Raw genomic sequence first — 12,756 nt, forward strand, 5'->3', positions numbered from 1 at the left:
CAGATGCTCACCCCGACGGTCGGGAGCGACATCGTGACGACGCCGAACGGGAGCGACGAGCTGAGGCTGGCGCTGCGTGCGGCGACGATGTACCACGTCGAGGGCGCGACCCAGGCGGAGATCGCCGCCAAGCTGGGCGTCTCTCGGCCCACGGCGGGCCGGCTGGTCGCTCGTGCGCGGGCGAACGGGCTGGTGCGCATCGAGATCCACGTTCCGGAGGAGATCAGCGGCTCGGTGCACACCGACCTCGAACGGCGGCTCGAGGAGCGGTACGGACTAGACGAGGCGCTGGTGGTCACGTCGAGCATCGACGACGCCGGCGGGCGGTACGACGCGGTGGGCCGAGCGGCCGCGGGGGTGCTCACCCGGCGCGTACAGCCCACTCACACCCTGGGCTTCACCTGGGGGCCGGAGACGGTCGCGGTGGCACAGGCGCTGCAGGGCCGCGGCAGTCGGTGCGCCCGGGTGGTGCAGCTGGACGGGTCCATGAGCACGGCGGACTACCAGACCGGGGTCGACTTCGTGCTCGCGCGCTGCGCCGAACAACTGCAGGCGTCGCCGATGCGGCTCAACGCCCCGCTGTACGCCGACCCCGCGACCGTCGTGGCGCTGCAGCAGGATTCGCTGATGTCCAAGGCGCTCGACGCCGGCCGCACCGCGGACCTCATGTTCTTCGGCCTCGGCCCGGTCTCGACCTCGACGACGCTGTTCGAGGGCAGTTTCCTCGACGCGGATCTGCTGCTCGAACTCGACCGCCTCGGTGCGGTCGGCGAGATCGGCGGGCGGTTCTTCGACGCCGACGGTGCCGACGTCGGCGGCTCGCTGGCCGACCGCACCGTCTCGGTCCCGCTGGACGACATCCGGAACTGCGCCACCACTCTGCTCATCTCCGGCGGCGCGCGGAAGCACGCCGCCGTCCGGGCCGCTCTGCGCGGCCGCCTGGCCACCGTCCTGGTGACCGATATCGCCTGCGCTCTCGACCTTCTCGACGAGCCCGGCAGCACCCCCACGAAGGAATCGAGGTAGTACCGACGTGACATCACGATTCGTCCCACTCGTCGCCCTCGCCGCAGCCACCGTGCTGACGGCGAGCGGTTGCGCGGGCGCGGGATCGTTCGGCGGTGACGGTGACGGCACGACCATCACCGTGGCCATCGTCTCGAACTCGCAGATGTCCGACGCGATCTCGCTCGCGCCGGAGTTCGAGGCCGAGAACCCCGGTGTGAACCTGAAGTTCGTGTCCCTGTCCGAGAACGAGGCCCGCGCGAAGATCACGGCGTCGGTGGCCACGGGCGGCGGTGAGTTCGACGTGGTCATGATCAGCAACTACGAGACGCCGCAGTGGGCCGAGAACGGGTGGCTGACCAACCTGTCCGAGTACGCGCAGGCCACCCCGGGCTACGACGAGGACGATTTCATCCCGTCGCTGAAGGAGTCGCTCTCCTACGAGGGCAGCATGTACTCGGTTCCGTTCTACGGCGAATCGTCGTTCCTCATGTACCGCAAGGATCTGATGGAGGAGGCGGGCATCACGATGCCGGCCGAGCCCACCTGGGATCAGGTCGCCGAGGCCGCCGCGGCGCTCGACCGCCCCGGCATGTCGGGTATCTGCCTGCGCGGCAAGCCCGGCTGGGGTGAGGTGCTCGCTCCGCTGAACACCGTGATCAACGCGTTCGGCGGACGCTGGTACGACGAGAACTGGAACGCGCAGCTGGACAGCCCGCAGGTCGAGCAGGCCGTGCAGTTCTACGTCGACCTGGTGCGAGCACACGGGCAGGCCGGCGCGGCGACGAGCGGCTTCAGCGAATGCGGAACGCAGCTCGCCCAGGGCAACACGGCCATGTGGTACGACGCCACCTCGGCGGTGTCGGTCCTCGAGGATCCGACGTCGAGCACCGTCGTCGGCAAGATCGGCTACGCGAAGGCGCCGTCGGCGGTCAAGGGCGACAACGGGTGGCTGTACTCGTGGGCGCTCGGGATCCCGACGACGTCGGAGAATGCGGACGACGCCTGGAAGTTCGTCTCGTGGATGACGAACAGGGAGTACCTGCAGAAGGTCGGTACCGAGCTCGGGTGGGAGCGCGTGCCGCCGGGAAGTCGGTTGTCCACCTACGAGATCCCGGAGTACCGGGAGGCGTCGGCCGCGTTCGGTCAGGTGACGCTGGACTCGATCAACGGGGCCGATCCGCAGGACCCGACGGTGGACCCGGTGCCCTACACCGGAGTCCAGTTCCTCACGATCCCCGAATTCCAGGATCTCGGCACGCGGGTCAGCCAACAGATCAGCGCCGCGGTGGCAGGACAGATCAGCGTCCAGGACGCGCTCGCTCAGGCGCAGCAGTACGCCGAGGTGGTCGGCAAGACGTACCAGGAGGATCAGTGATGACCGCGACCGAAGTCGACTCGGGGAGAACCGAGTCCACCGTCGTTCCGCGAGAACGGGTGATCTCGAAGGCCGAGGGGTGGCGCCGCCGCGGGCCGCTGCTGCCCGCCATGGTGTTCGCCATCGTCGTCACGCAGATCCCGTTCCTGTTCACGCTCTACTACTCGACGCAGTCGTGGAACCTGGTGCGTCCCGGATCGCGAGAGTTCAACGGCCTGAACAACTACGTCGACGTGTTCCGGGACAGCCAGTTCCGGACGGTCGCGTTCAACACCGTGATCATGATCGTGGGCACGGTGCTCATCTCGGTGGTGCTGGGTCTGGCGCTCGCACTGCTGCTCGATCGGAAGTTCATCGGGCGCAGTCTCGTTCGCACGCTGCTCATCACCCCGTTCCTCGTGACCCCGGTCGCCGGCGCGCTGATCTGGAAGACCACCATGTTCGACCCGGTGTTCGGCTTGATCAACTTCGTCCTGAGTCCCTTCGGGGTGGGCGAGATCGACTGGGTCTCGCGCTTCCCGCTCGCCGCGGTCATGACCAACCTGGTCTGGCAGTGGACCCCGTTCATGATGCTGCTGATCCTCGCGGGTCTGCAGTCCATGCCGAAGGACATCGCGGAGGCCGCGCGGGTCGACGGCGCCGGGCCGATCGCCCTGTTCCGCGAGCTGACGCTGCCGCACCTGCGGCGTTTCATCGAACTCGGCGCGGTCCTCGGTGCGATCTACCTCATCAACACCTTCGACGCCGTCTACATGATGACGTCCGGTGGCCCGGGCGTCGCGTCGTCCAACCTGCCGTTCTACATCTACCAACGGGCGTTCCTCGGCTTCGACATCGGGCAGGCCGCGGCCATGGGCGTCGTCACCGTGGTGGCCACCATCGTCGTCAGCACCCTGGCGCTGCGACTGATCTTCACGAGCTTCAGCGGGAAAGAGGAGGCGGCCTGATGAGCACCACCACCGAGCGGGGCACCGACCGGAATGCCCCGAGCACGTCCGCCCCGGTGTCCCGCAAGCGGACATGGGGACCGGGGTCGATCTGGTCCCTCGTTGCCTGGATCGCCGGCATCGCCTTCTTCTTCCCGGTGCTGTGGATGGTGATCACCGGGTTCAAGCAGGAGGCGGACGCCTACACCTCCACCCCGAAGATCTTCTTCACGCCCACCCTCGATCAGTACCGCGGGGTGCTCGAGAGCGGGATCGGCACCACGCTCGCCAACTCGGCGTTCGCCACCGTGGTCTCGACGCTTCTCGTTCTCCTGCTGGGAGTTCCGGCCGCGTTCGCGTTGTCGCTGCGTCCGGTGAAGAAGACGCAGGACGTGCTGTTCTTCTTCATCTCGACCAAGATGCTTCCCGTCGTCGCGGCGATCGTGCCGCTGTACGTGATCGTCGGCGACATCGGCCTGCTGGACAACATCTGGGCGCTGATCGTCCTGTACACGGCGATGAACCTGCCGATCGCGGTGTGGATGATGCGCTCGTTCTTCCTCGAGGTGCCGAGCGAGCTGCTCGAGGCCGCGAGCATGGACGGAGCCTCGCTGTGGACGTCGGTGCGGGAGGTCATCCTGCCGTTGGTCTCGCCCGGAATCGCGGCGACGTCGTTGATCTGCGTCATCTTCTCGTGGAACGAGTTCTTCTTCGCCGTGAACCTCACCGCCGTTCAGGCCCAGACCATTCCGGTCTACCTGGTCGGCTTCATCACCGGGCAGGGCCTGTACTGGGCCCAGCTCTCCGCCGCTGCGACGTTCGCAGCCCTTCCCGTCGTCCTCGCCGGATGGTTCGCGCAGAACAAGCTCGTGCGCGGCCTGTCCTTCGGCGCCATCAAGTAGGAGAAACGATCATGGCTGCAATCTCGTACAAGAACGCGTCCTGCATCTACGAGGGCGCGGACAAACTGGCCGTCGACTCGCTCGATCTCGACATCCAGGACGGCGAGTTCGTCGTCCTGGTGGGGCCGTCGGGATCCGGCAAGTCCACCGCGCTGCGCATGCTCGCCGGCCTCGAGGAGATCGACGGCGGTGCCATCGAGATCGGCGGGAAGAACATGGTCGGCGTGCCGTCCAAGGACCGCGACATCGCGATGGTGTTCCAGAACTACGCGCTCTACCCCAACAAGACCGTCGGGGAGAACATGGGTTTCGCGCTGAAGATGCGCGGCGTCGGCCTCGAGGAGCGCAATCGCAAGGTGCAGGAGGCCGCGAAGCTGCTCGACCTCACCGAGTATCTGGACCGCAAGCCCGGCAAGCTCTCCGGTGGTCAGCGTCAGCGCGTCGCCATGGGTCGGGCGATCGTGCGCGAGCCGCAGGTGTTCTGCATGGACGAGCCGCTCTCCAACCTCGACGCCAAGCTGCGCGTGCAGACCCGCACGCAGATCGCCGCTCTGCAGCGACGACTCGGCACCACCACGGTGTACGTCACGCACGACCAGGTCGAGGCCATGACGATGGGCGATCGCGTCGCGATCCTGAAAGACGGTCGGTTGCAACAGTTCGCGTCGCCCACCGAGCTGTACGACCACCCGGTGAACGCCTTCGTGGCCGGCTTCATCGGTTCGCCCGCCATGAACCTGTTCACGGTGCCCGTCGCGTCCGGTGGGGTACAGGTGGGCGAGCGCCTCGTGGCGCTCGAGCGCGATCAGCTGACCGCCATCGCGGCGGCCGGTCTGGACGAGGTGACCCTGGGTCTGCGGCCCGAGCAGCTCGAGATCGGCAGCGCGGACGACGACGGGCTGCTGGTGCAGGTGGATCTGGTGGAGGAGCTGGGCAACGAGAGCTATCTCTACGCGAGCTTCCCCGACCGGGAGATCCGGGCGGTCGACGGCACCTCGGCCACCATCGTCGCGCGGTCCCCGCAGCGGGCCCCGGCGCGCATCGGTGAGACGGTGACGCTCCGGAAGCGGGAGGGCACGGCGCACCTGTTCCATCCCGAGACCGGTGAGCGCATCGGGGCGTAGGGGTCGGCGCGAGTTCTGCCACACGATCGGATGCCGATCCGCGAATCCGCGGATTCCGCGCCGATCGTGTGGCGATACTCGCGCGGTCTGGTGTACTGGCCGGCGTGAGCGTGCGAGACCCGTACCTGTTGCTCGGTCGCACCGCCGTGGTCACCGGGGTGAGCAGGCGGGTAGGGATCGGCCATGCCGTCGCCCGCCGGCTCGCGGAGTTCGGGGCGAACGTCGTGTGCCACCACCACTCACCCCACGACGACGAGCAACCGTGGGGCGGTGACGACGTCGCGGCGGTCGTGGACAGCGTGCGCTCCCGGCTCACGGCGGGCGCCCGGCTCCTGGACGTGTCCGGTGACCTCACCGACCCCGATGCGCCCGAGGCGCTGATCGACCGCGGCGCAGCGGAATTCGGCGCAGTCGACATCCTCGTCTGCAATCAGGCCCTGTCCGGTTCGGACGGACCGCTCGGCGCACTGACCGCCGCCGCGCTGGACCGACACTTCGCGGTGAACGCGCGCACGTCGATCCTGCTGGCCCAGGGGTTCGCGGCGCGCCACGTCCCGGATCGACCCGGCTCGATCGTCTTCCTCACCTCCGGCCAGCACCTCGGGCCGATGCCCGGCGAGATCGCGTACGCCGCGGCCAAGGCGGCGCTCGCCGGGGTGACGACGACCATCGCCGACCAACTGGCCGACGCCGGCATCCGGGTCAACACCGTCAACCCCGGCCCGACCGACACCGGCTACCTGTCGCCCGCCGACCACGCCGCCGTGGCGGCTCGTTTCCCGACCGGCCGCATCGGCACCCCTGACGACGCCGCGCGGCTGATCGCCTGGCTCTGCACCGACGACGCCGCGTGGATCACCGGGCAGGTCGTCGACTCCGAGGGTGGGTTCCGGCGCGGGCCCTACGCCTGACCGAGCAGCAGTTCCGCCGCGTCGCGGGGGTGGGTCCACGGCCACCAGTGCTTGGCGTCGACCTCGACGATGCGGAGGTCGGGCGCCCACCGTTCCACGTCCTGGACGAGGTGCGGGGACAGGAAGCGGTCCCGCCGGGGAACGACGATCGTCGTCGGCACGGCGCATCGCGGCGCCGGACCGGAGATCATGCGGCGAACGATGTTGGCGCGGTACAGCTCCACACCGCGCGCCATGTTCTCCGGTGTGGCCGCGGGGGCCGGGTCGTTCGGCCCGGCATTCACGAACGCCGTCGGCACGTACTTGCCCAGCACGGGAACGTGGAAGCCCCAGACGTACCAGGATCGACCCAGCTGACCGAGCAGCGACGGCCACTGCCAGGGGCGCAGACCCCGCCGACGCGACACCTCCCGTAGATGGTCGAGGCTGGGTCCGGACACCGAGGTGTAGGAGGCGACGTCACCGCGAGCCCGACTGTCGCGCAACGGCTCCCACATCTGAACCGACCCCCAGTCGTGCGCGAACACGTGGACCGGGCCGTCGCGATCCGGGATGGAGTCGACCACCGCCCAGAAGTCCTCGGCCAGCCGTTCGATGGCGTAGGACGACGTGCGGTCCGGAGTGTCGACGACGGTGTCGCCGCCGCCGCGGGTGTCGTACGCGATCACCCGGGCGCGGTCGCCGATCGCGGCGATCAGCGGCTCGTACATGCGGTGATCGTCCGGATAGCCGTGAACCAGGACGACGGAGGTGTCCGCGTCGCGGCGGCCGTACTCGACGACCGCGACGGTGGCGCCGGTGGACCGGACCGTCCACTGCGTGTGCGGCCGGGGTGGTTCCTGGTGGGTGGTCAACTCGCCTCGCTCCGCCGATAGAGGGACTCGCCGCGCAGCAACCGCGCCACGAGGGCGAGCCGCAGGTCCTCCTGCTCCGGTTGCGGGTGCACGACGGCGGAGAGGGCCTCTCCGTCGAGGAGGAGTACCACCGAGAACAGCACGGTATCCACCTCGGCCGGCGGCAACGTGCCGGCGATGGGGAGCGTGCGCCCGAGGGCGACGATCTCGCGGTGGTAGCGCTCGGTGAACGGCACCAGCCGCTCGCGCAGGTCGGGATCGCTGCGGGCCGCCACCAGCAGCTCGTACCAGGCGCCGTTGATCGGCGCCCGGCACGCCGCGCGCAGCAGGGTCAGGCAGTGCTCGACCGACGCTGCGCCGAAAGACGACAGACCGGTGCGGAACTCCTCGAACTGGCGGCGGCGCACCTCGTCCGCCGCGGCCACCACGAGATCGAGCCGAGTGGGAAAGTGCCGGAACAGCGCACCCGAGGACAGGCCGGCGCGGGTGACCACCTCGTTGACCGTCGTCGCGGCGTAGCCCTTCTCGCACAGCGAGGCGATGGTGGCGTCGAGCAGCTTGCCGACGGTGGCGGTGCGACGTTCCTCCTGGGTCCGCCTCACACCGCCGCCGATCGGCGGGCGTCGCCCGCAGGGGCCGGTCGCCGGGTGATACCTGCGGCGGGCGTCCGGACTCCGGCGCGCAGGAACTGTCCCGCGCGCTCGGAGACGCCGAACCACGACGCGAACCGACCGCCGCGGTAGACCACCCGCCCGCCCACGAGCGTCGCGGTGACCGCGTCGTCGTTGCGGTTCACCATGCGGCTCAGACCGCCGAACTCCGGCATGGTCTCCTCCCGGTACGCGTCGACGTCGTCGGTGAGGCCGGCCGGGTTGACCACGACGATGTCCGCCCGGTCCCCGATGCGCAGGTGGCCGGCGTCGACGCCGTAGAAGTCCGCCAACTCGCCGCTGAGCTTGTGCGCGGCCTGCGCGACGGTGAGGAAGCCCTCCCGCGCGTCGTGCACCCGACGCAGCAGGCGAATGCCGAAGTTGTAGAACGCCATGTTCCGCAGGTGCGCGCCGGCGTCGGAGAAGCCGACCGTGACGCCCGGTCGGGTGATCAGCTTGTCCATCTGCTTGCGGCGATGGTTGGCGATCGTGGTGTGCCAGCGCAGCTTTCGTCCGTGCTCGACTACCAGGTCGAGGAACGCGTCGACCACGTGGATCCCGCGTTCCGCGGCCACCTCGGCGATGTTCTTGCCCACCACGGACGCGTCGGGGCACTCGGTGATCTGCGCGTCGGCGAAGTCGCGGTGCCACACGCGGGAGGAGAACTTCTTCTCGAAGTCCGCGCGGAACCACCGTCGGTACGCCTCGTCCTGCAGCAACTCGTTGCGGCCCAGCTCTTCTCGCAGGTGCAGCGCGGCGCGGCCGGAACCGAACTCCTCGAAGACCACCAGGTCGATCCCGTCGGAGTAGACGTCGAACGTGGTGGGCAGGTGCTGCCAGCGGAAGTCCCCGCGTCCGGGCCCGTTCACCAGCGCTGCGAGCGGACCGAAGATGTGGTGGATCCAGGGCGAGGCCTTGGCATCGGCGGCCGCCAGCAGGGACACCTTGAGCGCTTTCCGCCCGAGGCCCGTGGCCGCACCCAGGAAGAAGATCATGTCGTACTTGGTGTTGAGGTTCGGGATCGACTGCAGGAGCCGACCGCGGCGACGCAGAATGCGGTGCAGCCGGCGGAATTCCGACCACGACGCGTACGACGAGGGCAGGGAGCGCGAGCGGTATCGGTCGCCGTCGAGCTTGTCCCACGGGTTGGTCATGGTCGACAGGCCGAGCAGGCCGGCGTCGAGCGCACGGTCGAGCGCCTCGGCCATCTGCGCGCTCTCCCGGCGGGTGGGCCGTTGGCTCGGGTCGGTGGACCGGTCGAGGCCCATGACCTTCGCCCGGAGGTCCGAGTGGCCCACGAGCGCGGCGATGTTGGGGCCCAACGGGAGACGCTCGAGCGCGGCGATGTACTCCTCGGGGCTCGACCACGTCTTGTGCGTGTCGACGGCCTTCAGCACGTGGTCCCGGGGGAGCGCCTCGACGCGGCTGAACAGGTCGGCGATGTCGACGGGTGTCGAGTACAGGGTGGACAGCGAGCAGTTGCCCAGCAGGACCGTCGTCACGCCGTGGCGAACGGATTCGGTGAGGCCGGGGCCGACGAGCACCTCGGCGTCGTAGTGCGTGTGCACGTCCACGAAGCCCGGCATCACCCACTGTCCGGCGGCGTCGATCACCTCGGTGTCGGGGCCGGGCTCGAGCGGGGTCGACGACACGGCGCGGACCTCCCCGTCGGTGATGCCGACGTCGGCGCGGACGCCGGGCCCGCCGCTCCCGTCGAAGACCGTGCCGCCGGACAGGATGACGTCGTAGCCGCTCATGTGACCTCCATCACGTGGGATGGCGTCACGCTACAGAAAGCGAGTGCTCGCTCGCAATGGTTCGCCGAGAACGGTCGGCGGGCGCGCCATGCCTCGCCGCACAGACGTCGCCGCGACGGCCGGGATCCCGTCGATCGGGCGCACCTGTGTGCTCCGGTGCAGCACGGACCACCCGGGACGGGCGGTCAGAACAAGGACGGACGCTCCGATTCCCGCACGTAGGTCCAGGTGGACGACGGCCGCACGAGCCCCAGCGACTCCAGGTCCACCCCGTCCGGACCGATGTCGGCGGTGCGGAAGGTGCGGTCCGACTCGTCCAGAGCCCGCGACTGCACCTCGGCGAAGGCGTCGATCGCGATGCGGTGGAACTCGTCGAGCGGGTTCTCCCGGCCGAGGGCGCGCAGGTGGATGCTCTCCCGGACGTCGGCGAGGTGCGCCAGGTAGTCGCTCCAGGCGCGGTCGAGGTGGTGCAGCACGATGCGCCGCGCGGCGACGACCAGCACGTCGTGCGGCACGTCCTCGGCGAGCTGCTCGGCCCGCTCCGGGTGGCGGCCGGCGAGGAGATCCCACGCCTCGTCGGTGGTGAGGAGGGCGTGACGACGGGTGTCGAGGATGTCGCGATGCTGCGCCGTCAGACGGTTGTAGCGCCACGTCGAGGAGTGGGTGGCGAGCATGGCGCCCTCGGCGATGCGCTGGGCGTGGTCGATGCGGGACGCCGCGGCCGGTGCGGCGACGAAGCCCGACGCGTCGGGGGTGCCCGGCCGGTCCTTCGCGTCGAGGAAGGAGGTGACCAGGGGGTCGTCCCAGGACGCGAAGAACACCGACTCACCCGGGTCGCCCTGCCGGCCCGCGCGCCCGCGCAGCTGGTTGTCGAGGCGCTCGGTGACGAAGCGCCCGGTGCCCACCACCAACAGGCCGCCGAGCTCGCGCACGCCCGCACCGAGGCGAATGTCGGTGCCCCGTCCCGCGATCTGCGTCGAGACGGTCACCGCCCCGCGTTCCCCGGCGCGGGCGACGATGTCCGCCTCCTCGGCGTCGTTCTTGGCGTTGAGGGTGGTGACCGGAATCCCGTGTGCCGCCAGCCGTTCCGACAACGCCTCGGACTCGGCCACGTCGTGCGTGCCCACCAGGACGGGCCGACCCTCGGCGTGGGCCTCCGCGACCGTCGTGACCACCGCCGCGGTCTTCTCGGGGGCCGTCGCGTAGACCCGGTCCGGTCGATCGAGGCGGATCAGCGGCTCGTTCGGCTCCACCACCGACACGCCCAGTCCGTAGAACGACCGAAGCTGTTCTCCCGCAGCGAGAGCCGTACCGGTCATGCCGCACACCCGCCGGTAGCGCCCGATCACGGCCTGCACGGTGATGCTGTCCAGGATGCGGCCGGTGTCGGTGCGCCGCAGACCCTCCTTGGCCTCGACCGCCGCCTGCAGCCCGTCGGGCCAGCGCTGCAGATCCGCCACCCGCCCGCGGGACGCGTCGATCAACTGCACCCGCCCGTCGCGCACGATGTAGTCGACGTCGCGGCGCAGGAGCACCTGCGCGTGCAGCGCGAGATTGACTCGCACCAAGGTGGTTCCGACGTGCTCCTCGCTGTAGAGATCGATGCCGCCCAGCGCCGCCTCGACCTTCTCCGCCCCCGCGTCGGTGAGAAAGACGTTGCGACGCTCGGCGTCCGTGGCGTGGTCGGTGTCGGGATCGAGCGTGCGCACGGCGTCCAGAACGTCGTCCGCGCCGCCGTCCTGCTCGGTGCCGCCGGCCAGGACCAGTGGTACCAGCGCCTCGTCGACGAGGACCGAATCGGCCTCGTCGACGATCGCGACGTCCGCGGTGGGGGCGACGAGATCGGCGGGGTCGTCCACCAGATGGTCACGGAGAACGTCGAATCCGATCTCGTTGACCGACGCGTAGGTCACCGCACAGGCGTAGGCGCGGCGTCGTTCGTCGGCGGTGGAGTCCGCCGCGACGAAGCCGACGTCGATGCCCAGGGCCCGGTGGAACGGCCCCATCCACTCGGCGTCGCGCCGGGCGAGGAAGTCGTTGACGGTCACCACGTGCACGCTGCGACCTTGCAGGACGTACCCGGCCGCGGCAATCGCCCCGGCGAGCGTCTTGCCCTCGCCGGTGCCCATCTCCACCACGTCGCCCTCGAGCAGCCGCACGGCCGCGTAGAGCTGGGTGTCGAACGGGCGCAGTCCGATCGCGGAGTCGGCGGACTCCCGGGCGAGAGCGAGGAACCGCGGGAGGTCGAACTTTTCACGGAGCGCCTCGGCGGTCACCGTGTCGACGTCGACCGACCCGGAGTCCTCCACCGCTCGACGCGACCGCGCGTGTCCCTTCGCGACCGACCGACCGAGCAGGGACCAGAACCGTGACGCCATGACCGCCAGGCTACCGACGGTCATGCCTGGCCCGGCCAGTGCAGCGGCGTCGACAGTGATGACGGCAGCGCCGTCGCCGCGTCTCCGTGCGCCGCGTTCACCTGCGACGGCGTGAGGAACAGTGCCGCGGTGAGGTCGGCGCCGTCCAACCGGGCGTCCCGCAGGTCGGCCCCGAGGAGATCGGCCGCGGTGAGGTCGGCGTCCCGGAGGTCCGCGCCGATGAGGCATGCGCCCCGCAGGTCCGCTCCGCACAGGCGACGCCCGCGCAGCCGAGCTCCGGCGAGATCCCGTCCGGGGGACACCCCGGTCGACCGGTCCGGGTCCGCGAGGTACGACGCGCGGACCTCGGCACTCACCTCGGCGAGAACCCCGCCGACCGCGGCGTGGATGAGGTCGACGTTCGCCGCCAGAATCACGTCGAGGTCGTCACCGACGAGGCGGGTGACGACGGCGGTCAGCCGGTGGACCTCCTCGGCCGTGTCACCGTCGCGAGTGCGCTGCGCGGCCTCGTGGAGATGCCACAGCATCTCGTGACAGTGTCGGACGACGCCGAACACCGCGAAGACGGCGCGGCGCGCGTCGGGACCGGCGGCCAGTTCGGCCGCGAACCGACGCGACACCGCCTGGCCTGCGCCGAGACAGTCGAAGACGGTGCAGCCGCGGAAGCCGCGGCCGCGCAGGGAATCGTGGATGGTGCAGGCGTACGACGAGTCGAGGTGCCGGCAGGGCGTGCCGGCGGGCTTGTCGACGGCGAAGTCGCGCGAGCGGGTGAAGCCGAACGCGGTGCAGCACAGCGCGACACACGAGCGGCAGTCGGATCGGAAGGTCGACGGACGGGGACCGAGAGACGGCATGGGTGGGCTCCGGGCGA

10 protein-coding genes and 1 pseudogene are annotated in these 12,756 nt (G+C 70.0%); 6 read left to right on the forward strand and 5 right to left on the reverse strand.

Features of this window, described 5'->3' with window-relative positions; genetic code table 11:
* The first annotated feature begins 3 nt into the window (after positions 1-3).
* The 6 genes from HQ603_RS13370 (at position 4) to HQ603_RS13395 (ending at position 6,246) form a co-directional block, all read left to right on the forward strand.
* A complete protein-coding gene (locus tag HQ603_RS13370; protein WP_222685009.1) occupies positions 4-1,026 on the forward strand; it encodes a sugar-binding transcriptional regulator in 1,023 nt (340 codons plus the stop codon).
* Between the two features lie 7 nt (positions 1,027-1,033).
* Positions 1,034-2,383, forward strand: coding sequence for an ABC transporter substrate-binding protein (locus tag HQ603_RS13375; RefSeq protein ID WP_222685010.1), 1,350 nt, complete (start codon positions 1,034-1,036; stop codon positions 2,381-2,383).
* Positions 2,383-3,330, forward strand: coding sequence for a carbohydrate ABC transporter permease (locus tag HQ603_RS13380; RefSeq protein WP_222685011.1), 948 nt, complete (start codon positions 2,383-2,385; stop codon positions 3,328-3,330). The genes HQ603_RS13375 and HQ603_RS13380 overlap by 1 nt, the downstream gene beginning before the upstream one ends.
* Positions 3,330-4,211, forward strand: coding sequence for a carbohydrate ABC transporter permease (locus HQ603_RS13385; RefSeq protein ID WP_222685012.1), 882 nt, complete (start codon positions 3,330-3,332; stop codon positions 4,209-4,211). The genes HQ603_RS13380 and HQ603_RS13385 overlap by 1 nt, the downstream gene beginning before the upstream one ends.
* A gap of 11 nt (positions 4,212-4,222) precedes the next feature.
* Complete coding sequence (locus HQ603_RS13390) at positions 4,223-5,335, forward strand: ABC transporter ATP-binding protein (RefSeq protein ID WP_222685013.1); 1,113 nt, start codon at positions 4,223-4,225, stop codon at positions 5,333-5,335.
* A 104-nt stretch (positions 5,336-5,439) separates the two neighbouring features.
* Positions 5,440-6,246, forward strand: a complete 807-nt coding sequence (locus HQ603_RS13395; RefSeq protein WP_308126520.1) for an SDR family oxidoreductase — start codon at positions 5,440-5,442, stop codon at positions 6,244-6,246.
* Here HQ603_RS13395 and HQ603_RS13400 read toward each other — a convergent pair.
* The 5 genes and pseudogenes from HQ603_RS13400 to HQ603_RS13420 all read right to left on the reverse strand — a co-directional run bounded on the left by HQ603_RS13400 (position 6,237) and on the right by HQ603_RS13420 (position 12,739).
* On the reverse strand, positions 6,237-7,100 hold the full coding sequence (locus HQ603_RS13400; protein ID WP_222685014.1) for an alpha/beta fold hydrolase: 864 nt from the start codon (positions 7,098-7,100) through the stop codon (positions 6,237-6,239). The genes HQ603_RS13395 and HQ603_RS13400 overlap by 10 nt on opposite strands.
* On the reverse strand, positions 7,097-7,702 hold the full coding sequence (locus tag HQ603_RS13405; protein WP_308126521.1) for a TetR/AcrR family transcriptional regulator: 606 nt from the start codon (positions 7,700-7,702) through the stop codon (positions 7,097-7,099). The genes HQ603_RS13400 and HQ603_RS13405 overlap by 4 nt, the downstream gene beginning before the upstream one ends.
* Positions 7,699-9,507: an N-acyl-D-amino-acid deacylase family protein gene (locus HQ603_RS13410; protein ID WP_222685015.1), complete on the reverse strand. Its 1,809-nt coding sequence runs from the start codon at positions 9,505-9,507 to the stop codon at positions 7,699-7,701. Before HQ603_RS13410 ends, HQ603_RS13405 begins: the two co-directional genes overlap by 4 nt.
* 215 nt (positions 9,508-9,722) lie before the next feature.
* Positions 9,723-11,909 (reverse strand): annotated as a pseudogene (gene secA2 / locus HQ603_RS13415) (accessory Sec system translocase SecA2); the annotation flags it as partial.
* Positions 11,906-12,739 (reverse strand): pentapeptide repeat-containing protein, encoded by an 834-nt coding sequence (locus HQ603_RS13420; RefSeq protein ID WP_222685017.1) that lies wholly within the window; start codon positions 12,737-12,739, stop codon positions 11,906-11,908. The gene HQ603_RS13420 and the pseudogene secA2, both read right to left, overlap by 4 nt.
* Positions 12,740-12,756: the final 17 nt, after the last annotated feature.

Origin of the sequence: Rhodococcoides corynebacterioides (assembly GCF_019834675.1) — a bacterium.
In the GTDB taxonomy this organism is placed as follows: Bacteria; Actinomycetota; Actinomycetes; order Mycobacteriales; family Mycobacteriaceae; genus Rhodococcoides; species Rhodococcoides corynebacterioides_A.

Coding starts and splice junctions, on each gene's coding strand:
- HQ603_RS13410 (WP_222685015.1), bottom strand. CDS start 9,507: ATGAGCGGCTACGACGTCATCCTGTCCGGCGGCACGGTCTTCGACGGG.
- HQ603_RS13380 (WP_222685011.1), top strand. CDS start 2,383: ATGACCGCGACCGAAGTCGACTCGGGGAGAACCGAGTCCACCGTCGTT.
- HQ603_RS13390 (WP_222685013.1), top strand. CDS start 4,223: ATGGCTGCAATCTCGTACAAGAACGCGTCCTGCATCTACGAGGGCGCG.
- HQ603_RS13385 (WP_222685012.1), top strand. CDS start 3,330: ATGAGCACCACCACCGAGCGGGGCACCGACCGGAATGCCCCGAGCACG.
- HQ603_RS13420 (WP_222685017.1), bottom strand. CDS start 12,739: ATGCCGTCTCTCGGTCCCCGTCCGTCGACCTTCCGATCCGACTGCCGC.
- HQ603_RS13370 (WP_222685009.1), top strand. CDS start 4: ATGCTCACCCCGACGGTCGGGAGCGACATCGTGACGACGCCGAACGGG.